This is a genomic window from Pseudomonas sp. CFII64 (assembly GCF_000416235.1).
Lineage (GTDB): Bacteria > Pseudomonadota > Gammaproteobacteria > Pseudomonadales > Pseudomonadaceae > Aquipseudomonas.
The window spans coordinates 60,576-84,856 of record NZ_ATLO01000053.1; the positions used below are offsets into that span (position 1 = coordinate 60,576).

Sequence of the window (24,281 nt, forward strand, 5' to 3'; positions counted from 1 at the left end):
AAGCCAACTGGGCGCGGCACGTCCAGTTGCTTGTCCGCTCCCAATCTGATTAGCGCGCAAACTTATCACGGTTAAGACGCGTATTCATTAACGCAGGGTATCTCGCGGGTATGCACGCAGCTACAGAGGAGCCGTTGCATGGCTGCTCAGCAAGTTCTGATAAACCTCTGTAGTACTCGCGCACATTCGTCGGGCAGTAAATTTTTGTTCGAATCGAGCCTTGGCTGTACGCCCGAATTGTTGAGCTTGCTCGGGGTTATCCCAAAGCCTGCGCATCGCTTCCCGCAAGGCCGGCGGGTTATTGGGCGGGACGGCCAGACCGGTTTCTTCGTGGATGTTGACGTACGTGGTGCCCGTACCGATCTCACAGGAGATCATCGGCTTGCCGTACATCGAGGCTTCCAGCAGGGAAATCCCGAATGCCTCGGAACGCAGATGCGAAGGGAACACCAGCGCGTAGCACATCTGCAGCAGGCAGGCTTTGTCTTCATCATCTAGCCGACCCAGAAACAGCACATTTTGCAACTGCAGCTTTTCCGCCTGAGCCTTGAGTTCTTGCTCCTGCGGACCGCCGCCGAGGATCACCACCGGATAATCCACGCCTTCAAGGGCGCTGAGCAGGCTGTCCAGACCTTTGTAATAACGCAGCACACCCACAAACAGGAAAAACTTCTCCGGCACTCGGTTGCGCCATTGCTCCTGTTTTTGCGTCGAGACTATCGGGTATGCCGACTGATCAAGTCCGTAGGGAACCACCGTCGTTTTGTCTTTGAACGGCCTGAGTGTTTCGCTGGATTCCAGATAATTAGGCGAAGCCACCAAGATGCGATCCATGCTCTTGAGCAACTGGTTCATCAGCGGGTCATAGAGCTTGAGCAATGTGCGCTGTTTGATGATGTCCGAGTGATAGCTGAGTACCGTCGGTCGGCCATGACGCGTAGCGAAATGCACCAGATCCATCATGGGCCACGGAAAGTGAAAATGAACGAGATCGGCCTCAGCGGCCATTTCCTTGAACTGGCTGAACACTTTCAGGGAAAAACCGGTTGAAGCAATGTGGAAATTCTCTTTGACCCGGGTGACCTGATGATCGGCAACCTGCAGCCGGGCAGGGGAGGGGTTAGGGCTCAGCGTCAGTACCTGGCCTTCAACGCCAAAGGCGCGGCTGCCCTGGCAGAGCTGGAAAATAACCTGCTCGATGCCGCCGGTGGTGTCAGGGTAATAGGTTTTGAAAAAATGCAGAATACGCATGACGACCCTAACTGAAGCATTTAAAGGTGGAGTACTAGTGTCCGCACAAGATACAGAACGGCTTGTTTTGCTGGCCGTTGCCTGCAGAAATAATGGCCTGAAACTGGCTAGTCGCGGACTTTACCTTTGGCGTTGAAGGCCATGCAACAATAAAAAATCGGAAATTGCCTACATCGAAAAGGCATGCAGACTGTTTACATTAAATCCTTTTTCATTTCCTACCAGTTAGGCGGATGGTACACTCGCGCGCTTTTCCATACCCCTCTTGGCAGTTCTGAGATTATGCGCAGTACACATGAAAACAGCTTGCAGGCTGCTTTGAAGGCCTGTAAGAGCAGTTTCATATCGGTTGGCTTCTTCAGCTTATTCATCAATGCCCTGATGCTTGTCCCGACGTTTTATATGCTCCAGGTTTACGGACGAGTGGTGACCAGCGGCAGCGTTTCTACGCTGGTGATGCTGACAATCATCATGACTGTTCTGATGGTGACCATGGGTGCCCTTGAGCTCGTTCGCTCGCGGATCATGGTTCGTGTCAGCAGCAAGCTCGATATCCTGTTGAGCCGTGACCTGTACCGCGCAAGCTTCAAGCGTGCACTGGACAGCGGTGGTATGGATTCTTCGGCCCAGGCTCTGAACGACCTGACAGGCCTGCGTCAGTTCATGACAGGCAATGGCTTGTTTGCGTTCTTTGACGCCCCGTGGCTGCCGATCTACATCGCTGTGATGTTCATGTTCCACCCGTGGTACGGCTGGATGGCAATTGTGTGTGCCATCATCCTGGTGATCTTCGCGATCCTGAACGAGAAGATGACCGGTGCGACCCTGGCCGCTGCGAACAAAGAAAACATTGCCGCCAGCCTTTACACCAACAAGAACCTGCGTAATGCCGAAGTGATCGAGTCCATGGGGATGCTCAATACCCTGATCGATCGTTGGGCACACCGCCAGAAAAAGGTCCTGACCCTGCAATCGATCGCCAGTGACAAGGGCGGATTGATGGCCAACATCTCCAAGACCTTCCGGATGCTGGTGCAGTCCCTGATTCTTGGCCTGGGTGCCTATCTGGCGATCAATCACGAAATCAGTGCAGGTCTGGTGATTGCCGGTTCTGTATTGCTGGGTCGTGCCCTGGCGCCTCTGGATTTGATCATTGGCAGCTGGAAAGGCTTTATTTCGGCGCGTTCACAATATGCTCGCTTGAATGAAATCCTCGATAAGCAGGAATCAGAACCTGAGCGCATGGCTTTGCCTGCACCGGAAGGTCACGTTGTGGTCGAGAATTTGATCATCAGTGCCCCGGGCGGCAAGACGCCGATCATCAAAGGCATCAGCTTCACGGTCCCCGCTGGTCAAGTGGTTGGCATCATTGGTCCGAGTGCTTCCGGCAAGTCCACCCTGGCGCGTGCCTTGATGGGCATCTGGACTCCGCAGCATGGCGTTGTTCGTCTGGATGGTGCTGATATTGCCAACTGGGATAAGAACGAGCTGGGGCCGCACGTTGGCTATCTGCCACAGGACATCGAGTTGTTCGAAGGCAGTATCAGCGAGAACATTGCGCGTTTCGCCGATATCAACGCTGACGAAGTGATCCGCGCGGCACGTATCGCCGGCGTTCACGAAATGATTCTGTTGCTGCCTGAAGGCTACGACACGGTCATTGGCAGCGATGGCGTCAACCTTTCCGGAGGTCAGCGTCAGCGAATCGGTCTGGCTCGCGCCATTTATGGCTCGCCGCGCCTGATCATTCTTGATGAGCCTAACTCCAACCTTGATGACACCGGTGAGCAAGCGCTGGCCCAGGCCATCATGCACATGAAACTGAGTGGCTCGACGATCTTCGTCATCACGCACCGCACGACCATCCTGTCGCAGCTCGACCGTCTCATGGTCATGAGTGCAGGCGGGATCAGCATGTATGGTCCGCGTGAACAAGTGATGGCTGAACTCAACGCCCAACATCTCGCAGCTCAACAAAAAGCAGCCCAGGTTGCTTCAGACGCAGCGCCTACCAGCGTCTGACAGGAAGATTGTCGATGACCCGAAATACGCTCACTACAACCGCCGACATCTTTGATGGCGTTCCGGTATCCGATACCAAGACCCGGCGCGTCGGTTTCTGGATTGTCTTCGTGACCTTTGGCATCTTCGGCTCCTGGGCCGCATTTGCACCGCTGGACAGCGCCGCCTACTCGCCGGGCGTGGTCACCGTGCAAAGCTACCGCAAGACCGTTCAGCATCTGGAAGGTGGCATCGTCAAAGACGTGCTCTTCCATGATGGCGATATGGTCAAGAAAGGCGATCCGATCATTGTGCTCGATGATGCTCAGCTCAAGGCTGAATATGACACGACTTACAGCCAGCTGGTAGCGGCCAAAGCCATGGAGGCGCGCCTGCGTGCTGAACGCGACGGCAAGTCTGAGATCGATTTTGGGGCGCTGTTGCCAGCCAACACGCCGCGCGGTCAGGAAGCGCGTGACAGCGAGACCCAAGTGTTCAATGCCCGTCGTGGCTCGCGTCTGGGTGAGATCGCCGTTCTGCAAGAGCGTATTGGTCAGCTGAATCAGCAAATCAAAGGCACCGACTCCATGATCGGTACCAAAAACGATCTGGGCAAATCCTACAGTGGGGAAATCGGCGAACTCGACGAACTGCTGAAACAAGGCTTTGTGGATAAACAGCGTTTGCTGGAGCAGGAGCGCAAGCTCGACATGCTCAAGTCCGAAGTGGCCGACCATCGCTCGACCATTACCAAGACCCGTTTGCAGATCAACGAAACCCAATTGCAGATTCTGCAGATCAACAAGGACTTCAACTCTGAAGTCACCAAGCAGCTGGCTGATGTACAAACCAAGGCCTATGACCTGCAAGAACGTACCGCAGCTCTCAAGGATCGTCTGAGCCGCGTCGTTATTCGTGCCCCGGATGACGGCATGGTCATCGGCATGACCGTACACACCATTGGCGGTGTTGTGCGTCCAGCGACGCCATTGCTGGACATCGTGCCTTCAGTATCTGATCTGGTCGTCGAGGCTCATGTTCAGCCGGTAGATATCGACCGTATTGCCATCGGCAAGCTCGCGGACATCCGATTCAGCGCGTTCAACAGCGCGACGACTCCACCCATTGAAGGCATGGTCACGCAGGTATCGGCAGACCGTCTGACCGATGAACGCACTGGCCAGCCTTACTACTTGGCGCGGGTCGAAGTCACCGAAGCCGGTGCACGCAAGTTAGGGGATCGCAAGCTGCAGCCGGGCATGCCTGCCGACGTGTTGATCAACACCGGCAAGCGCACCATGCTGCAATACATTCTGCAACCAGCGCGCAATGCCATCGCTGAATCGATGATCGAGCAATGAAAATGCGCCTGTTTACATGCCTGACCTGGAGCTTACTGGCACTGCAGGTGCACGCTGCCGAGCCGAAAACCGCCGAACCGTCCACGCCCAAGCCGGCGCCGACCGGTATCAGCGCCAAAGAGTATTCAGCGGACCTGATGCAGCTGTACCGCGAATCTCGTCTGGAAGACCCACGTGTACTCGCTGCCTATGCCCGCACTGAAGCGGGTAAAGAGCATCAAAAAGAAGCATTCGGCTCCCTGTTGCCACAGATTTCTGCCAATGCCGGTGCCAATCGCATCAAGCAGGTCAACGAACAGGTCAATCAGATCTACAACAGCGAGAACTACAGCATTGGTTTGAGTCAGGTGCTCTATAACAAGGCCACTTGGGAGAACTACCAGAAATACAAAAGCATGGCCAAGCAATCGCTTTCCGAAGCAGATGAAGCTCAGGCCGAAGCGACTGTCGACTTGGCACAGCGTTACTTTGCCGCGCTGGCAGCAGACGATGAGCTTGAATTGGTGCAGGCCGAGCGCCGTGCCACGCAAAAAAACCTCGACCGGGTCAACGCCTTGTATGAGAAGAAGTACGCAATGATCACGGACGTCCTGGACCTGCGGGCTCGTGTCGATGCCTTGGCTGCCCAGGAAGTGGACGCGCGTAATCAGGTCCGTTTGAGTCGGGCTGCGCTGTCGGAAATCGTCGGTCGTCCTGTGGAAGAAAAACTCAGCCGTGTTCGCAGTGACGTCGAGCTCAAAGTTTCGGACGAAAGCCTGGACAGCTGGGTGGAGTTAGCGCAGACCGATAACCCATCAATCAAAGCCAACCAGAGTGCCGTTGAGGCAGCAGAAGCGGGCGTACGCGGAGGCAAGGGCGGCCATTATCCGACCTTGTCTCTGAATTTGAGTGCGCAGAACACTAACGAAGGCTATAACAATGCCTTGGCGCCGAAAACCGATAGTTATGTAGCCGGCCTGCAGCTGTCCGTGCCCATCTACAGTGGTGGTTCTACTTCGGCTCGGGCTCGTGGTTTGTATCAGGAGCAGGTTTCTGCCGAGCAGCAACTGGAGGCGACTCGTCGCCAGGTGGTCAAAGAAACTACCAATGCGTACTTGACCGCAGACTCAAGCGTCGAAAAAATACGCGCCAATCGTAATGCCCTGGCGTCAGCTGAGCAGTCGAGCATCGCCTCCGAGAAAGCCTTCACGTATGGTGTAGTGAATGCCGTGGATGTCCTGACCAGCGTACAAAACGAGTTCAAGGCTCGTCGCGACCTGCTCAAGACCCAGTACGACTTTATTACCAATCTGTTCATCCTCAATCGCTGGGCCGGCAAGCTTTCCGAAGAAAGCGTCCAAAGCGTAAACGTATGGTTGAGCAACAACAGTAAAACGGACCCAGTCCCCGACCGGAACTCGAAGCAATGAATGCACCTAGCAAATCCGTAGTTATCACCGGTATCACTGGTCAAGACGGCGCTTACCTTACCCAGCTGCTGCTGGAAAAAGGCTACAAGGTTTACGGCACCTATCGTCGCACCAGTTCGGTCAATTTCTGGCGTCTTGAAGAAGTCGGCGTCGCCAATCACCCGAACCTGGAACTGGTCGAACACGACCTGACTGACCTGAGCGCCAGTATTCGCCTGCTACAGAAAGCCGAGCCGTCCGAGGTTTACAACCTGGCCGCTCAGAGCTTCGTGGGCGTGTCGTTCGACCAGCCGCTGACCACCGCTGAAATCACCGGCCTGGGCGCGGTCAACCTGCTCGAAGCGATCCGCATTGTTAACCCGAAAATCCGCTTCTATCAGGCCTCGACCTCGGAAATGTTCGGCAAGGTCCAGCAGGTTCCGCAGACCGAAGCCACCGATTTCTACCCGCGCAGCCCGTACGGCGTGGCCAAGCTGTATGCCCACTGGATGACCATCAACTACCGCGAGTCCTACGGGATGTTCGGTTCCAGCGGCATCCTGTTCAACCACGAGTCGCCACTGCGCGGCAAAGAATTCGTGACCCGCAAGATCACCGACGCCGTGGCGCGCATTTCTCTGGGCATGCAAGACGTCCTGGAACTGGGCAACATGGACGCCAAGCGTGACTGGGGTTTCGCCAAGGAATACGTCGAAGGCATGTGGCGCATTCTGCAAGCCGATGAGCCGGACACCTTCGTCCTGGCCACCAACCGCACTGAAACCGTTCGTGATTTCGTGTCCATGGCTTTCAAGGCCGTCGACATCAATCTGGAATGGAAAGGCAGCGCCGACAACGAACACGGCATCGACACCAATACCGGCAAAACCGTTATTCAGGTCAATCCGAAGTTCTACCGTCCTTCCGAAGTCGAACTGCTGATCGGCGACCCGGAAAAAGCCAAGCGCGTGCTCGGCTGGGAAGCCAAGACCACCCTGGAGCAGCTGTGCCAGTTGATGGTTGATGCGGACCTCAAACGCAACAAGAGCGGTACCTCGTTCTGAGTGACCCAGCCTCTGGTGCCAGCCGACCCGAACGCCAACGCGTGACCAGTACTCCAGGCTCCGCAAGCGGATGCCCATACCGTGCAGGGCCTGATTCCGGCCTGTCTCTTCTGACCGTACGCTAACGGTCCTCAACAGGAATGCCTTGATTGAATACATCTATCAGCGAACTCTGGCAGGCTCGCCATTTCATCAAGAACTCGATTCGCAACGAATTCGTCACCCGCGTAGTACGCAGCCGTCTTGGCCTGCTCTGGATCGTCCTGTTCCCGCTGGCCCAAGTCGTTATTTATGCTTTCGTCCTGTCTATGGTCATGGCGGCAAAGCTGCCGGGTATCGACAGCACCTATGCTTATCCGATCTACCTGACGGCGGGGATCCTGGCATGGACGCTCTTTGCCGAGATCGTGACCCGTTGTCTGAACGTCTTTATTGAAAACGGCAACCTGCTCAAGAAAATGGTGTTCCCGCGCATGGCACTCCCAGCCATCGTTTGCGGCAGCGCACTGCTCAATAACATCGTGCTGCTGGCCTCGGTATTGGCGATCTTTGCCTTGTTGGGTCACATCCCGAATATTCAATTGTTGTGGCTGCCCGTGCTCACGCTGCTCTTGATGGGGCTGGCACTGGGGCTGGGCCTGACGCTGGGCTTGCTCAACGTATTTTTCCGCGACGTCGGTCAGGTCGTGACCATTGTGCTGCAGTTCAGCTTCTGGCTGACCCCGGTGGTCTACAACGTCGACATGATTCCCGAGCAATACCGCCAATGGCTGCACATGAACCCCATGACCGGCATCGTCCAGGCTTATCAAAGCGTGCTGGTTTACGGGCGCGAGCCTGATTTCTCCCTGTTGGTGTATCCAGCGATTTTCGCGGGGGTTGCCTTGCTGATCGGGGCTTTTATCTACCACCGCGCCATTGATGAAGTGGTGGACGTGTTATGACCCCGGCCCTGAGTGTCGAAGGCATCAGCAAAGCCTTCAATAAGTACTCCCGTGAAAGTCAGCGACTGCTGGCGTGGCTGGGTTTTCCCTCGTCATCGGTAGAGCGCAAGTGGGTACTCGAAGACATCAACTTCGCCCTGCGCCCCGGCGAAGCCGTGGGCTTGATCGGGCTTAACGGCGCGGGCAAGAGCACGCTGCTGAAAATCATCACCGGCACCCTCAAACCGACCACCGGCAGCGTGCAGATCAATGGCCGCGTGTCAGCGATTCTCGAATTGGGCATGGGCTTTCACCCGGACCTGACCGGGCGGCAAAACGTCTATCACGTTGCCGGTTTGATGGGCTACACCCAGCTGCAAATCGACGGCTTCATCAATGACGTGCATGATTTCTCGGAAATTGGCGATTACTTCGAGCATCCGGTGCGGGTGTATTCCAGCGGCATGCAGGCTCGCCTGGCTTTTGCCGTGGCCACGGCCCAGCGTCCGGAAATCCTGATTGTCGACGAAGCGCTTTCCGTGGGCGATGCCTACTTTCAGCACAAAAGCTTCGACCGCATTCGGCAGTTCACCCGCGAAGGCACCACCTTGCTGCTGGTCAGCCACGACAAACAGGCGATCCAGAGCATCTGCAACCGCGCGATTCTCCTGCAGCACGGCACCATCGCCATGCAAGGCGAACCCAACGCGGTCATGGATTACTACAACGCCTTGCTCGCCGCCCACCAGGATCAGCAGATCATTAACAATCCCGAACACAGCGGTGCGCTGCTTTCGGGGACAGGCCAGGCAGCCTTCAGCAAAGTCGAAATGTTCGACCAGAACGGCCAGCACATTGAAATCGTCGATGTGGGTCAATCGGTGACCTTGCGTGTCGATGCCCGCATCCACGAAGCGTTGCCGGATCTGGTTCTGGGTTTCCTGATTAAGGACCGCTACGGGCAGGATGTTTTCGGCACCAACACCCGCCATCTGGACCAGGTGTGCTACGACATCAAGGCCGAGAGCGACATGGCCTGGACGTTCACGTTCCCCGCCAACCTCGGGCCGGGCACTTACTCGATCACCATTGCGCTGCATGGGCATGCCGGTCATATCGAGAGCAATTACGCCTGGCAGGAACGCGCGGTATTGTTTGAAGTCGTGAACCGCAGTCACAGCGAATTTATCGGAGTGTCCTGGTTGGGCGCCCAACTGGAGAGCCGTCAGCATCATGATTGATGATTTTTACCGGGTTCTGGAGGAACGCTTTCGCTCCTCTCAAGCTGTAATTCGTCAGCGTTTACAGGTCTATCAACCGTTTCTGCAGGCTTTACGCCAGGAAGTCGCGCAACCGCGCGCCCTGGACATCGGTTGTGGTCGCGGCGAATGGCTGCAGCTATTAGTAGAAAACGGTTTTGAAGCCCGGGGCGTGGACCTTGATGACTCGATGCTTGAGGCCTGTCACGAGCGGGGCCTGAACGCCGAAAACCTCGACGCCCTCAAAGCCCTGCAAGCGCTGCCCGACAACAGCCTTGATCTGATTTCCTCGTTCCATGTGGTCGAACACCTGACGTTCGACTATCTTCGCGAGTTGTTGCAGGAAACCCAGCGGGTGCTGTCGCCCCAGGGCTTGCTGATTCTGGAAACACCCAACATAGAAAACCTGTCGGTAGGGACCTGCGATTTCTGGCTTGACCCTACCCACGTTCAACCGTTGCCACCGGTATTCCTCGAATTCCTTTGCCAATACAGCGGTTTCGAGCGCTGTAAAATCCTGCGTCTGCAAGAAGATCCCGCCCTGCGCGAGCCCGATGCCAGCATTGGCCTGGTGGACGTATTGTTCCGCGCCAGCCCGGATTACGCCGTCGTAGCCCGCAAAGCGTTGCCAGCGCCAGAGCAAATCGATCCATTTGCTGAACTGTTCGCCAAGGACTTCGGGATCAAGCTCGATACCCTCGCCGGTCGTTATGACGAAATTATCGACCTGCGCATAGAAAGCACTGACCTGCGCGTCGAGCAGCTGGGCCATGATTTCGACGAACGTCTGGAACAGCAGCGGGTGCGCATGGAACAATCGTTCCAGGCCCACGAAGTCCTGTTGCAGGAACATCAGGCTCGCCTGATCAAGCACGAAGCACGTCTGGATCAAAAGGCCGATCGCCTGCAACAGCAGGAAGAGCGTCTTTACGCCTGGTATGCCGAAAGCATCGAGCGCGCGACCAAAGCCGATCAGCAATTGCTGGACCTTTACAGCAGCAGTTCCTGGCGTCTGACCCGCCCGTTACGCGGCGTGGTCAGGCTGGTGCGCGAACCCGGCTTCTTCAAATTGACCGTCAAGCGTGCGGCCTTGCTACCGCTGAACAGTGGCCTGCGCTATGTGCGCAGCAAACGTCGCTTCATGGGCGTGCTCAAATCGGTGGTTGAGCGCGTACCTGCGCTGGATAAACGTTTCCGCGCTTACCAGGCGTCTCTGGAAAAAGCCGTATCGGACATCGCCATCCCGGCCGATCCGATCTCCAACTATTCGCCGCGCGTCGAATATTTGCAGCGCCATCTGGTCAAGCTGGTGGGTCACGACGCCCCTGTCATTATTGATCAGGCCTCGTCCGACAGCCTGCCGCGTCTGGCCTATGTTTCGCCGCTGCCGCCGGAACGCACCGGTATTGCCGACTACAGTGCCGAACTGCTGCCGGCCTTGGCCGCTTATTATCAGATCGATCTGATTGTCGAGCAGCCGCTGGTCGAAGGTCAGTGGCTTCACGAGCATTGTCAGGTGCATGACGCCGACTGGCTGCGTGAGCGCGCCGACCAGTACGACGCTGTGCTCTACCACATTGGCAACTCCTCGTATCACAGCTTCATGGTCGAGCTGATGGAAGAAGTGCCGGGCATCGTGGTCCTCCATGATTTCTTCATCAGCGACCTCAACCGCACCATGAGCGCTCGCGACAACAGCCATCGCCAGACCCTGCAAACCTTGTATTACGGCCATGGTTATCCAGCGCTGGTGGACCCGCTTGCCGAGTCCACTTCGTTTGACTATCCGGTCAATCGCAAAATGTTGCAGCAGGCCACGGGCGTCATCGTTCACTCCGAAGTCTCCCTGCGCCTGGCGCGTCAGTGGTACGGCGAACATGCCGGAGCCGACTGGTCGCTCGTGCCGCTGCTGCGCGAGCGTGCCATTGAGCAAGACCGTGAAGCGTTGCGTCGCTTGCTCGACCTGCCGCAAGACGCCTTCGTCATTTGCAGCTTTGGCCTGCTGGGCGTCACCAAGCTTAACCATCGTCTGGTTCGTGCCTGGCTGGACTCCGAACTCGCGCTGGACCCAACCTGCATGCTGGTACTCGTCGGCGTGGCCGGCGAAACGCCGTACTGCAAGGAAGTGCTGCAAACCATCGCCGACAGCGGCTTGGGCGCGCGCATCCGGGTAACCGGCTGGTGCGACAACACCACCTTCAAGCAGTACCTGGCCTGCGCCGATCTGGCTGTGCAATTGCGCACGTTGTCGCGCGGCGAGACTTCGGCGACCGTCCTCGACTGCATGAATAACCGTCTGCCGGCCATCGTCAACGCCAACGGCAGCATGGCTGATCTTTCGCCGTTGGCGGTGTACCGCCTGGACGACGAATTCGAAGACGCCGATCTGACTCACGCCATCGAGCAGCTGTGGCGTGATCCCCAAGCGCGCCGTGATCTGGGCGAGCGGGGCAGGGCAATCATCGAAGAACAGCATGATCCGGACTACTGCGCCGGTCTTTACCATGTGGCAATCAGCAAATTCACCCAGCGCGCCGAGCAGCGCGACGTGCAATTGCGTGAAGCCATCAAACAACTGCCGGCGCCGGTGCTCGAAGCCGCGCGCCAGCAGGACGCAGCCCACGCGCAGGTCGTCAATGACGCCTTGCTGGCCTTGGCCGATCAACTGCTACAAGGTCAGCCTGATCCGCTGCAACCTCGGCAATTGCTGCTCGACATCACTGCAACCTGCCAGGTTGATCGCCAGACCGGCATCGAACGCGTTGCGCGCGCGCTGACCCTGGCGCTGTTGGCCGAACCGCCTGCGGGCTATCGCATCGAGCCGGTCTATCTGGTGTTCTCCGGTGGCCAGTGGCATTACCGTTACGCCACGGCTTATACCGCCGGGCTGCTGGACTTGAGCAAAGAGCTGGCCGACCAGGGTGTGGATTTCGCACCGGGTGACCAGCTGGTAACGCTGGATGTTTCTGGCCAATCGCTGGTTCTGGCCAGCCAAGCCGGAGTCATCAAGCGCCTGCAGGAACACGGCGTCACCTGCAAGGCATTGGTTTTTGACTTGTTGCCGGTGCTCAATCCGGAATTCTTCCCGCCCAATGCCAACGTTCATTTTGCTGACTGGCTGGCCACCGTTGCGCATTTCGACGGCGTGATCTGTATTTCCGATACGGTCGCCCAAGACATGCACAAGTGGGTCAAGGTCAATGCACCTGAGCGTCTGGACGCATTGACGATCGAGCACTTCCACCTTGGGGCCGACCTGGCGCACACCGCGCCGACCATGGGCTTGCCCGACAATGCCGCGCAAGTGCTTAAAAGTCTGGCCAGCTGCCCAAGCGTGCTGATGGTTGGCACCCTTGAGCCGCGTAAGGGTTACCTGCAAGCGCTTGAGGCCTTCTCCGAGCTTTGGGAAAACGGTGTCAACGTCAATCTGGTCATCGTGGGTCGTGCGGGTTGGCAGCAACTGCCGCAAGATCAACAGCGCACTATTCCCAAGTTGCTTGAGCGCCTGAACAACCATCCGCAGAAGGGCAGGCACCTGTTCTGGCTCGATGGCATCAGCGACGAGTTTCTGGAGCAGGTGTACAGCGGCGTCAGTGGCCTGTTGGCCGCCTCCGAAAACGAAGGGTTTGGTCTGCCGCTGATCGAAGCAGCGCAAAAAGGCCTGCCGATTTTGGCGCGGGATATCCCGGTATTCCGCGAAGTGGCGGGTGAACATGCCTTCTATTTCAAGGCTGACGAACCCGCGCAACTGGCCGCCGCCATCACCCAATGGCTGGAGCAGGGTTGCCAGCCGACCTCTACGGCCATGCCATGGCTGACCTGGCGCCAAAGTGCCGACAACCTTCAGCATCTGTTGCTCAAGGACCTGTCGCCGGAAGTCCTGGTTCACGCCATCGAAAACGCCCAGCAAACCGCTCTATAAAGAAGGCAACTGGCTCCCCTGATCAGGGGGCCTGTTGCTGCGCGGTATCCCTCAGATAAATACCTATCCCATGGGAGCGAGCTTGCTCGCGAAAGGGATGGTCGATCCGCCCACTTTCCCAACCCGAAATACCCACCTTTGCGAGCAAATCCGGCCGCAACTGCCCCCATTGCGACGCCGATCGTGTACCCCTTTCATCCCCTCCAGATTGTATATATAGCTATCTAGCTAGCTAGATATAAAGCTATCCATCGGAATGCCACAAACACTGTAAGAAAAGTCCACAAACACGGTAGGCTTTACCTTGTTTACAGTAGGAAACCTCGTTAGGGTTGCAGCGGTTTTTGTTGAGATCGTCTAATGACTTCTACACCGCTGTCCCCCGTGACCCGTACCCCGTATTTCCCCTACATCGACGGCCTGCGGGCCCTGGCTGTCCTGGCTGTTTTGATCTACCACCTGCACGCCTCATGGCTGCCCGGTGGATTCGTCGGCGTCGATGTTTTCTTCGTGATATCCGGCTTCGTCGTCAGCGCCTCCATTGGCAGCTTTCAGGGCCGAAATCCGTTTCACTTTTTCGCTTATTTCTATGCCAGGCGCATCAAGCGAATCTTCCCGGCGCTGATCGTTTGCCTGCTGGTCACGGCCTACATGACGGCCTTGCTGGTGCCGTCGTCCTGGCTCAGCGACGTCAACCAGCGTGTCGGCCTGTCCGCATTTTTTGGCCTGAGCAACTTCCTGCTAGCCCAGACCGGCCGCGATTATTTCGCCCCGACCACTGAATTCAATCCCTACACCCACACCTGGTCCCTGGCGGTTGAGGAGCAGTTCTACCTGGTCTTCCCGCTGCTGTTCATGGCCTGGTTGATTGGTCCCAAAGGTCGCGTTGTCTCCATCGGCCTGTTCGTGGTTGGCGCGATTGCCTCGATGATCTTTGCCTACTGGCAGAGCCACGCCGCGCCAACCTCGGCTTATTTCCTGAGCCCGAGCCGCTTTTGGGAATTGGCGGCCGGCGTGCTGCTGTTCCAGCTGACCCAGCAAAAGCCAGTATTGGCCACCGCGAATCCGGGCAAAACGCGCGGCATCTTCGGTTTGCTGTCCCTGCTTTTACTGCTTGGCGCGCTGGCGTTCACCTCACCGTTGGGCTTCCCGTTCCCCGGCGCATTGTTCGCCGTCATCGGCACAGTGGGCGTAATTTATTGCCTGCACCGCCACGACGAATTGAGCCGTCTGCATGCGGTGCTGGGCAGCAAACCATTGGTGTCTATCGGGCGTGTTTCTTATTCCCTCTACCTCTGGCATTGGCCGGTCTTCGTGCTGTTTCGCTGGACTGTTGGCCTGGATGCCGTGTGGACGCGCATTGCGGCAGTCGTGCTGGCTTTCGCCCTCGCATACGCTTCGTATCGGTGGGTGGAAAACCCGGTTCGTCACTCGCGCCTGTTGCGTCGCGTGCCCCAGTTTGCGCTGGTCTTGATTGGCCTGGCCTGCATCGGCGGCAGCTGGTGGGCGGCTGGAAAAATCGTCCTCAGCGAACCGCAAATTTCCATGAGCACCGTCACCCGGAATCCGGATGTCTGGTATCCCCACGGCCCGGCCACCGACGCCAATAATCCCGGTTGCATCGCCGACCCCGAATACATCAACGTTGAAGGCACCACCAAGCTGATGTTCAAGCCGCACGGGTGTCAGCCAGAGCGTCCGGTGGCGACCAACACGATCTACGTCATCGGCGATTCCCACGCCATGGCCTACGAAGGCATGTTCAAGCAATACGCCCTGCGCAATGCCCGCAACGTAGTGGTTTACAGCAACGGCGGTTGCCCGTTCGTGGCCTTGCAGCCCTGGCGCGATATCGAAAATCCGGTTTGCATGCGCAATCAGGAAATTAGCCTGCGTGACCTGCGCGCCAACGTTAAGCCTGGTGATGTGCTGTTCCTGCCATCGCTACGCGTGACGCGGCTTTCCGACCAGTGGGTTGGAATAAGTGAAGCCACTGCCGATAGAGAAATGTTGGGGGCAAAAGGGTATGCGCGTCGCAGGCGTGCGGTGGTTGCCGCAGTGGACACGCTCAAGGAGTTTGCCGACAACGGAGTGCAGATCGTCTTTGAAGGACCCAAGCCCGTTTTCAAGGCGCCGCCATTCCGATGTGGCGATTGGTTTAATGCAAATAACCCAATATGCGCGCCTGGGTTTAGTGTTTCAAAAATGATACTCAACCGTTATCGCCAACCTATTCTGAGATCGTTGACTGACATCACACGGCAACTTCCGAATGCAACTGTATGGGATCCGTTCCCGATTCTGTGCCCTGAGGAATATTGTTATGCCTTTCGCGATGGTAAGCCGTTGTATCTTGACGGGGATCACCTGAGCGGTAACGGCAACCTCCTGCTTTTAAAAGATTTCACGGAATTTATGGCCAAACGCCTTGTCCTGTTGGGCGAAGCCGTGTCCATAGAAAAAGCGGTTGTAAAATAAATAGTAAATACGCGTAGGAATCATCTTGTTTACAGGTAGGAAAGATGTGTACGATGGCCGGGCTTTATGCCTAAGCGCCCAATTTTGTTACGGATACGAACGTAGTGGGTGCTACTACAAATAGGCATTAAGTGTTTTACCCATCAAGGGGCCATACCCTTGGAAGGGGGATGGCATCAGGCTGGGGCCGACGGGCCCGCACCACCCAGGCCTGCCTGTCGAATCGACTAAAATCTTGGAGAAGTACCTAACATGGCAACTCAAGCTCAAATCACCGCAGTACAACAACTTTACGTTTCGTACCTGGGTCGCGCTGCTGACTCCGCTGGCCTGGCTTTCTGGTCCAACGCAATCTCCACTGGTACCGCTACCGTTGCTTCGGTTGCTACCGGTCTGACCCTGGCTAACGAATACAAAACTGCTTACGCTGGTTTGACCAACGACGCTTTGGTTGACAAGGTTTACACCAACGTTCTGGGCCGCCCTGCTGACGCAGCTGGTAAAGCCTTCTGGGTTGCTTCGTTCGCTAACGGTTCCGTTAAGGCTGACACTTTCGTTGCTTCGTTGATCTCGAGCCTGGGTACCCAGGATCAGCAGACCATCAACAACAAAACTTTCGTAGCACAGACTTACACTGACACTGTTGGTACTTCTTACAACGCTTCGGCCGCTACTTCGGTACTGGTTGGCGTGAACAGCACCGCTGCTTCGGTTAACACTGCAATCACCGCTATCACTTCCGGTAGCCTGCCAGGCCTGACTCCAGGCGTTAACCTGATCGCTGCTGTGTCCACTGCCGCTACTGCAATCGACACCTACGCCAAGCAAATCGCTGCCAGCAACCCGACTTTCGACACTGTTAAAGACGGTTCGGTAACTTCGGCTGAAGCAACTGCTGCTTTCAACGCCGCAACTACACTGCGTGCAGACGCTGCTAACGGTGGCGCCGCTACTACTGCAACTCTGCAAGCGAACGTAACTAACGCTACCAACGCTGCTACTGCTTCCAAGGCAATCGTTTCTGCTCTGGCTGGCGGCACCGCTGCTGTTACTGCATACGACAGCGCTCTGGCTGCTCAGAAAGTAACTCTGGGTACTCCTGCTGAACAAACTGCTGCTGCTTCGGCTAAAGCCGCTGCCGACGTAGGTCTGGCTGCTGCTGTATCGGCTGCTGGCGCTACCGTTACCCTGACTACTCTGGGTACTGCCGGTGGTACTACTTTCGCTGACACCGCTGCTCTGTACACCTACCTGACAGATCCTGCGACCAACGCTGTTCAGCGCGCTGCTGTAGTAACCGAACTGAACAAAGTCACCACTTACGGTGCTTCGTTCAACGCAGCTGCTGACAAAGGCCTGGCTGTAGCCAAGGCTAACGCTCTGGTTACTACTACCAAAGCAACTCTGGAAGGCATCGACACTGACGCCGGTACTGTTGGCGTTCAGGCTACTGACTACGCTACCAAAGCTGCTGCAGCCGTTACTGCTGCTGACACTCTGGTTAAAGCTCAGGCTGCTGACGTTGCGGTTGCCACTGCCAAGACTGTTGTTGATCAGTACACCATCCTGAACAAAGCATCGGCTGACGCTACTGCTGCGATCACTGCTTTCAACACTAACGCTGCAAACGTTGGCAAAGTAGCAATCACCGGTCTGACCGGCGCTACTGAAGGCACCGTTGCTAAAGACGTGTTCTACTTCCCAACCAAAATCGTTGGCGCTAACGACTTCGCAATCGGTACTACTACCGCTTTCGGCGCCGGCGACGCAATCGTTCTGGGTTCGGGCTACACCTTCAACTCTGGCGCTCTGACCACTGGCAACAACAGTGCTCTGGAAGTGTTCTTTGTTAAAGGCGCAAGCGGCACTCAAGTTGTTATCGAAACCAACGCAGTAGGCAGCGCTACTACTGTTACTGGGACCGACGGCAACGTGACTTCGTCCGCTGACACCGCTGTAATCAACCTGGTTGGCGTAACTGCTGATCACTTGAGCTTCAACAACGGTGTTGTCAGCTACGTCTGATAATCGTTGATGTGAATCCATCACCGGGCCTTCGGGCCTTGTGAAGGACTCCCGAAAAACCCGCCCCGTTAAAAGGGCGGGTTTTTTTATGGACGCTATAAGTAGCGGCATAAGACCTCCGTCAAACTTTTTTCACTGTCCTTCTTTGAGTAAAGCGCTGATCTCGTAGGTTGTGCTTGAAACATTCCCCTGAGGGAGCGAGCTTGCTCGCGAAAGCGCCGGTACAGCCAGCGAGTGCAGTGCGCCTGGGCTACTGCCTTCGGAAGCAAGCTTGCTCCCACAGGGTTTGTGGGCGCCTGTGTTAATTTCGTTCAATTTAAGCGCCAAGGCACATAACCCGTGTAACACTGACGGACAATTGGTTCTTAACTCAAGGAAGGTTCTTCATGGCAGTCCCAGTCCCCACCGTAGTGTCCGTATCGTCCAGCACCGCAAACGGTGCGTACAAAGCCGGCGATGTCATCAGTATCCAGGTAGTGTTCAGTGAGGCAGTAGAAGTAACCAATGGACCACCGCAGCTTGAACTGACTCTCGGTTCGGTACGCCTTGCGTCATATACCGCTGTGGGTAGCAGTCCAACGGCGCTGAACTTCACCTATACCGTGCAGGCCGGGGACAACAGTGCAGATCTGGACTACTCCAGCACTATTGCCCTATCGCTCAATGGCGGGACCATCCAATCTCCGATCCTTTTAGAGAACGCGGCCCTCACCTTGCCAACGCCAGGCGCCGCCAACTCCTTGGGCGCGAACAAAGCCCTGGTGATCGACACCACCGCCCCGCCAGCGCCCAGCACACCCAATTTACTGGCCGCCAGTGACTCCGGGTCATCCAATTCCGACAAGCTCACCAACGTGACCACACCCAGCTTCACCGGCACCGCCCAAGCCAATGCCACCGTTAAACTGTTTGACACCAACGGCACGACTGAGTTGGGTACAACGACGGCCGACGGTTCCGGTAACTGGATACTTACGTCCAATACGTTGAGCCCAGGTCTTCATTCCATTACGGCCAAGGCGACCGATGCAGCAGGTAATGTCAGCGCTGCATCGGCGGGGTTGGGGGTGGCTATCGACACAACGGCCCCTTCCGTAAGCAGCGTTACCGTCCCGTTAAATGCCAGCTATACAACCGGGCAAGCGCTGAATTTCACCGTCATCTTCAATGAAGCCATCAGCGTAACCGGCACGCCCACCATTGCCCTGCTCCTCAATACCGGCGGTATAGTACAAGCCGCTTATGCCAGCGGCTCAGGCACTAGCGCGCTGACGTTCACTTATGTGATTGCCGCCAACGTCGCCGATAATGACGGCATAGTCGTTGGAAACTCGGTGATCCTCAATGGCGGCACATTAAAAGACACTGCTGGCAATAACGCGGTATTGACACTCAATGCAATCGGCAGCACCACTAACGTGCTGGTCGGTGCGCCCGCTGTGCCGCCGGTTTTCAACACTGCAGCGGTCAACGGCATTAGCCTGGTGATCAGCTACACCGAAGCCACTACACTGGACGCGGCGCATCCTCCCGCGCCGGGCGCTTACAGCGTACTTGTCGGCGGTGTCGCCAATGTCGTGACGGGCCTGACCATCGATGCGCTGGCCAAAACCGCGATCTTGACCCTGACCACGCCAGTGACCGCAGGGCAGAGCGTTACCGTCGCCTACAACGACCCGACCGCTGGCAACGACGCCAACGCCTTGCAGAACGCCGCTGGCACCGATGCCGCCACGTTCAGCGCTACAGCGGTGATCAATAACACCGTCGCGCCGCCTGTCGTGCCGCCTGTAAGCGGCGGCATTACTGTGACAGCGCCGGCCAATGGCGGGGTGCTGACTGGCACACCGTTCGCCGACACCTTCGTCGGTTCCAGCGCCAAAGACACCTTTTTCCCCGCCGGTGGCGCGGATTCGGTGGATGGCGGCGCGGGCGTCGACACCGTGATTCTGGCCGGCAGCCGGGCGCAATTCGGCATAACTCATCAGACCGACGGCAGTTTCAGCGTGCGTTCGTTGACCGATTCAAGCTCGGTGGTGACGGTCAAGAATGTCGAGCGCCTGACCTTTGATAACCAGACCATCGCCCTGGACGTCACCCCGACCTCAAGCCGCGTGGCCGAGCTGTATCACCTGACATTGGGGCGTAACCCTGAAGAAAACGGGCTGGGTTTTTACGTTGGAGTCAGCGGCCAAGGCTTGAGCACCGCGCAATTGGCGCTGAATTTCGTCAGCAGTGCCGAGTTCACCAAGCTGTATGGCACGCCGAATAACACCGCTTTCGTCACCCAGCTGTACCAAAACGCCTTTGGCCGCGCGCCGGATGCCGAAGGCCTGGCTTTTCATGTTGCCCAACTGGCCAAAAACCCCGGCGCTGCGGGGCTGGCCAACGTGATTGCCAACTTTGTCGATTCCCCGGAAATGGCCATCAAACTCGCCGGCGTCGTGGATCAAGGCATCCCGTTGTACAGCTGATTTCGGCTGGTCATGGCGACCGCTACCCCGTAGGACGGCTTCAGCCGGGAGCAAGCCCGATCATCCGCGACGGCTCTATCGGTAGAAATGCCACCCTCTCGGCTGAAGCCCGGTCTACGGGTTTTGATCGGGCGGTGGCGCAGTGTCCGACGTGCAAACGGGCGGGTCTAATCCCGCAACGGCAGGTTATCCAGGGATTTATCCACCAAGGTCTGGACCATTTGCACCAGGTGCATCACGGAAAACGCCAGATCCCGTTGGCTGCCCTTGAGGCTGTCGCCGCATTCGTAAGCCGTTGCCGTGGCGCAACGCAACGCAACGCAACGCAACGCAACGCAACGCAACGCAACAATTCCGAGGCATGGACCAGCGCTTGTTCAAGGCCGACGCCTTCGTTTGCCCGGAAGAAGCCGGTTCTGCGGGGTTGCAGCGAGGTTTGTGATGAGCATTTGCTTTGATTTCTAACCGAAAATTAAAGCCATCACCATCGCTACGATTTCTAGGGTGGCGGCCGTGCGTAGGTTAGTAGCCCGGCGGTTAGGAACCGGTGCGCCCGAAAGCGCCCTGCGCACGGCCACCATAACGTGCAGGCCGTAAAAAAGCGCCTCGCGAAAGGAGGCGCAATGCGCCTAACACAACACAGGCTACTAAACCTGATCGCTGAATGTGCAGCGCCCGGCGCAGAATAGTAGCCCGAATCGGCAGGCGCAAGAGGGCGGATTTTCTAGGAAACTTCATACAAATGAAAGGGATACATCGGTCGCCATGACTGGAAAATGTAGGAGTGGTCTGACAGAAAATGCTCGATAGTGGCACTTTGGCCTTGTTTTTCAAGCCCTGCCGTTGTTAATAACGGCTCACTCGGCGCCAGGAGGTGCCAGAGGTAGAAAAGGGAACAGTGCTCATCAACGTTTCAGAGCAATATCCCGAAAGCGCCACGCGTCGTTATCAAATCACGCCCATTAAAAAACCCGCCCTTTTAACGAGGCGGGTTCTTCGAGAGTCCTTCACAAGGCCCGAAGGCCCGATGATGGATTCACATCAGCGATTATCAGACGTAGCTGATAACACCGTTGTTTACAGCCAGGTGATCAGCAGTTACGCCAACCAGGTTGATTACGGTAGCGTTTGGCGAAGCCAGAACGGTGCCGTCAGTGCCGACTGTAGTGCTGGAGTTGCCGTATGCTTCAGTTTCGATAACAACCTGAGTACCGGTAGCGCCTTTAACCAGGAAGAATTCCAGAGCGTTAGCGTTGCCAGTGGTCAGAGCACCGGAATTGAAGGTGTAAGCCGAACCCAGAACGATGCTGTCGCCAGTACCGAAGTTAGTAGTGCCGCCGATTGCGAAATCGTTAGCAGCTACTGCCTTGGTGTTGCCGAAGTAGAAAACGTCGGACTTGGCAGTTGCTTGAGTAGTAGCAGCAACACCCGAGATATCGCTGATAGTTACTTTGTCAGTGTTGGCTGCTGCGAAAGTAGAAAGCGAAGCCTTTGCGATTGCAATGGAGTTGTCCAGTGCAGCGTACTTGTCAACTACAACTTTAGCGGCGGCAACTGCAGCGTCAGCTACGGTTACTTTAGCCAAGGTATCTGCTTTAGTAGCCGAGTCAGCAGCGAGAGCTGCATAGCCAGTTACGCCGCTAACACCAGCAGCGCCGCTAGCGGTGCTTACAGCGTCTTCAGCAGCGATAAGAACATTCACTTTAGCAACGGAATCAACAGCTGCTTGACCGTAAGTAGGCAGCTTAGCCAGTTCAGCGGTGATAGCAGTTTTAGCGGCCAACAGAGCAGTCAGGTTTTGAGCAGCTGTGTAAGCTGTTGCGCCAGCACCGCCAGCAGTGCCGGTAGTTGGAGTGTTGTCCAAGAAACCTTGCAGAGCTGCTTTGTCAACAACTGTCAACGCTGTACCGTTAGTGCCCAGTGCAGTGTTGTACTTGGCAAGCAATGTAGCGTAGTTAACGGTACCAGTGGTGGTAACACCAACGTTAGCCGTCAAGGCAACATCGGCAGCAGCAACAGCTGCGTTCTCAGCAACGATTGCAGCAGCTTTAGCAACGGCTGGAGTCGAAGTGCCGACCAGTACTTTTTGTGCAGCAACGGCGCTGTCGTAAGCATTTACAGCGTTAGAGCTGCCGTTAGCGACTGCCAAAGCTTTGGCATTCGATGCAGCCAGGGTAGCGGCTGTAGAGAGGTCTGTAACGATTTTGGTAGTAGAGGCGCTAGCTGTAGTACGAGCGGTATCGGCAGCAGTTGCCGCTTGGCCCGCTTCAACTGCAGAAACCGAACCGTCTTTAGTGGTACCAGTAACGATGCCATCATAAGTTGGGTTGGTCGAAGCGGTAGCAACACCGAAAGCAGCTTTGTCAGCATTTGCAGCTGCAACAGCATTGATCAGCGAAACACCTGGAATCAGACCGGTCAGGGTGCCGTTGTTGATGTTAGCGATTGCAGTGGTCACCGAAGCAGACGAACTGTTCACGCCAACCAGCACAGCAGCACCGGCCGAAGCGTTGTAAGAAGTGCCAGCAGTGTCAGTGACAATCCTCACCAATCGAGGCCCCGGCGTTACCGGCTCTTAGCGCAGCAGCGGGATATTGCGGTCCATATCCCACCGCCGTCCCACTTCAGAAACCCCCAAATCCCATCAATTTCAGCAAGCGCTGATCAGTCGTTATGGGCCGTTGACGGTTTTTTTGTGCGGCCAATGCCGCCTGCCTTCCCCAATCGCGTCGTAAAACGCGTCTATAACGGCGTTTCTCAACGTGGGAGGGGCATGGGGAGTGTAGCTGCGGTTTGGCGTTCTGGCGGGCTTGTATCGCCTTCTCGCGGCGGGAGGTGCTTATGAGCGTTATCGCCCTCAGCGCCCAGACGCTCAAGACGCTGGTTTGCCCATCCGACAAGGCCAAGGAAAATATCTGGGACGCGCGCTGCAAAGGCCTGATGCTGGAAGTGCGGCAAAGCGGCGGGCGCACCTGGTACGTGCGTTACGTGGACATTCGCGGCAAACAGCGCCAGTTGCGCATCGGCGACGCCGACGTGATTTCCCTGGAGCGCGCCCGCAAGCGCACCGATGAACTGCGCAGCCAGGTCGCGTTGGGTCGTGATCCGGCGGAAGAAAAGGCCATGCTCAAGCAAATGCCGACCTTCGCCGAGTTCGTTCATGAGCGCTACCTGCCATACGTCAAAGGCTACAAGCGTTCCTGGCACATCGACGAATCGCTGCTGCGCAACCATCTGCTGCCCAAACTGGGCGGCAAATACCTGGACCAGATCCGCAAGGACGAGATCATCGCCCTGCATCACGGCCATCGCGCCAAGGGCCGCGCGCCGGCGTCGGCCAATCGCTTGCTGATCCTGATGCGCTACATCTTCAACCTGGCCCTGAAGTGGGAAACCCCCGGCCTGCTGAAAAACCCCGCCAAAGGCGTGCCGCTGCTGGAGGAGAACAACAAGCGCGAACGCTATTTGTCTCAGGAAGAGGCGCAGCGCCTGTATGACGCGGTGCAGCAAAGCGAATCGCGGATGCTGCGCTTTATCGTGCCGATGCTGATTTTGACCGGCGCGCGTAAACGCGAAGTGCTGGATGCGCGCTGGGGGGATTTCGATCTGCAACAGCGGGTGTGGCGCATTGCGTTGAGCAAGTCGGGTAAAGCGCGGTATGTGCCACTGTCCGAAGGCGTGGTGCTGCTGCTGGATCAACTGCGCGCTGAACACGCCAATTGGCCGCTGGCGCAGCGTGGCAGTTTGTGGGCGTTCCCCAATCCCAATACCGGCAAGCCGTATTCCTCGATCTATTACACCTGGGACACCACCCGCAAAAAAGCTGGCCTGCCCGAAGTGCGGATTCACGACCTGCGGCACAGCTTCGCCAGCTTTCTGATCAACGCCGGCCGCTCGATCTACGAGGTGCAGAAGATTCTCGGCCACACGCAAATCAAAACCACCCAGCGCTACAGCCACTTGTCGCAAGACACGCTGCTGGCGGCGGTCAACACCGCCGTTGACCTGCTGGGCCCGGCATTTGGTGGGCCGAGCAAAGCCGAGGCAAGAAAATGACCTGACTGTGCGCCTCCCCTGGCGCGGTTTTTGCTGTGCCAAGAGGCATGCGGCAGAAGGGTCAAATACGTCGGTTATA

General features: G+C 56.8%; 14 protein-coding genes. 11 read left to right on the plus strand and 3 right to left on the minus strand.

Annotation, left to right across the window (positions count from 1 at the left end; genetic code table 11):
• Positions 1 to 120: 120 nt before the first annotated feature.
• A complete protein-coding gene (locus CFII64_RS27805) occupies positions 121 to 1,251 on the minus strand; it encodes a glycosyltransferase family 4 protein (RefSeq protein WP_020294216.1) in 1,131 nt (376 codons plus the stop codon).
• Between the two features lie 282 nt (positions 1,252 to 1,533).
• On the opposite strand from CFII64_RS27805, the gene CFII64_RS27810 reads away from it, so the two are divergent.
• From CFII64_RS27810 to CFII64_RS29100, 10 genes are all read left to right on the plus strand, one after another.
• Positions 1,534 to 3,273: a type I secretion system permease/ATPase gene (locus CFII64_RS27810; RefSeq protein WP_020294217.1), complete on the plus strand. Its 1,740-nt coding sequence runs from the start codon at positions 1,534 to 1,536 to the stop codon at positions 3,271 to 3,273.
• Positions 3,274 to 3,287: 14 nt separating this feature from the next.
• A complete protein-coding gene (locus CFII64_RS27815) occupies positions 3,288 to 4,613 on the plus strand; it encodes an HlyD family type I secretion periplasmic adaptor subunit (protein ID WP_020294218.1) in 1,326 nt (441 codons plus the stop codon).
• Positions 4,610 to 6,022 (plus strand): TolC family outer membrane protein, encoded by a 1,413-nt coding sequence (locus CFII64_RS27820; protein ID WP_020294219.1) that lies wholly within the window; start codon positions 4,610 to 4,612, stop codon positions 6,020 to 6,022. The genes CFII64_RS27815 and CFII64_RS27820 overlap by 4 nt, the downstream gene beginning before the upstream one ends.
• Positions 6,019 to 7,065, plus strand: coding sequence for a GDP-mannose 4,6-dehydratase (gmd, locus tag CFII64_RS27825; protein WP_020294220.1), 1,047 nt, complete (start codon positions 6,019 to 6,021; stop codon positions 7,063 to 7,065). The genes CFII64_RS27820 and gmd overlap by 4 nt, the downstream gene beginning before the upstream one ends.
• 149 nt (positions 7,066 to 7,214) lie before the next feature.
• On the plus strand, positions 7,215 to 8,009 hold the full coding sequence (locus CFII64_RS27830; RefSeq protein ID WP_020294221.1) for an ABC transporter permease: 795 nt from the start codon (positions 7,215 to 7,217) through the stop codon (positions 8,007 to 8,009).
• Positions 8,006 to 9,229, plus strand: a complete 1,224-nt coding sequence (locus CFII64_RS27835; RefSeq protein WP_020294222.1) for an ABC transporter ATP-binding protein — start codon at positions 8,006 to 8,008, stop codon at positions 9,227 to 9,229. Before CFII64_RS27830 ends, CFII64_RS27835 begins: the two co-directional genes overlap by 4 nt.
• Positions 9,222 to 13,169, plus strand: coding sequence for a glycosyltransferase (locus tag CFII64_RS27840; RefSeq protein WP_020294223.1), 3,948 nt, complete (start codon positions 9,222 to 9,224; stop codon positions 13,167 to 13,169). Before CFII64_RS27835 ends, CFII64_RS27840 begins: the two co-directional genes overlap by 8 nt.
• Positions 13,170 to 13,529: 360 nt before the next feature.
• The gene (locus CFII64_RS27845) at positions 13,530 to 15,647 is read left to right on the plus strand and encodes an acyltransferase family protein (RefSeq protein WP_020294224.1); all 2,118 of its coding nucleotides are present in this window, start codon (positions 13,530 to 13,532) and stop codon (positions 15,645 to 15,647) included.
• A gap of 252 nt (positions 15,648 to 15,899) precedes the next feature.
• Complete coding sequence (locus CFII64_RS27850; protein WP_020294225.1) at positions 15,900 to 17,672, plus strand: DUF4214 domain-containing protein; 1,773 nt, start codon at positions 15,900 to 15,902, stop codon at positions 17,670 to 17,672.
• A 386-nt stretch (positions 17,673 to 18,058) separates the two neighbouring features.
• Positions 18,059 to 20,146 carry a SwmB domain-containing protein gene (locus CFII64_RS29100; protein ID WP_020294226.1) on the plus strand — a complete coding sequence of 696 codons (2,088 nt, stop codon included), beginning with the start codon at positions 18,059 to 18,061 and terminating at the stop codon, positions 20,144 to 20,146.
• 167 nt (positions 20,147 to 20,313) lie between these two features.
• Here CFII64_RS29100 and CFII64_RS29955 read toward each other — a convergent pair whose 3' ends face one another.
• Together CFII64_RS29955 and CFII64_RS27860 are read right to left on the minus strand one after the other, a co-directional pair.
• Complete coding sequence (locus CFII64_RS29955; RefSeq protein WP_020294227.1) at positions 20,314 to 20,490, minus strand: DUF6124 family protein; 177 nt, start codon at positions 20,488 to 20,490, stop codon at positions 20,314 to 20,316.
• A 707-nt stretch (positions 20,491 to 21,197) separates the two neighbouring features.
• Positions 21,198 to 22,625, minus strand: coding sequence for a hypothetical protein (locus CFII64_RS27860; RefSeq protein WP_156883306.1), 1,428 nt, complete (start codon positions 22,623 to 22,625; stop codon positions 21,198 to 21,200).
• Between the two features lie 362 nt (positions 22,626 to 22,987).
• On the opposite strand from CFII64_RS27860, the gene CFII64_RS27865 reads away from it, so the two are divergent.
• A complete protein-coding gene (locus tag CFII64_RS27865; protein ID WP_020294229.1) occupies positions 22,988 to 24,202 on the plus strand; it encodes a site-specific integrase in 1,215 nt (404 codons plus the stop codon).
• Positions 24,203 to 24,281: the final 79 nt, after the last annotated feature.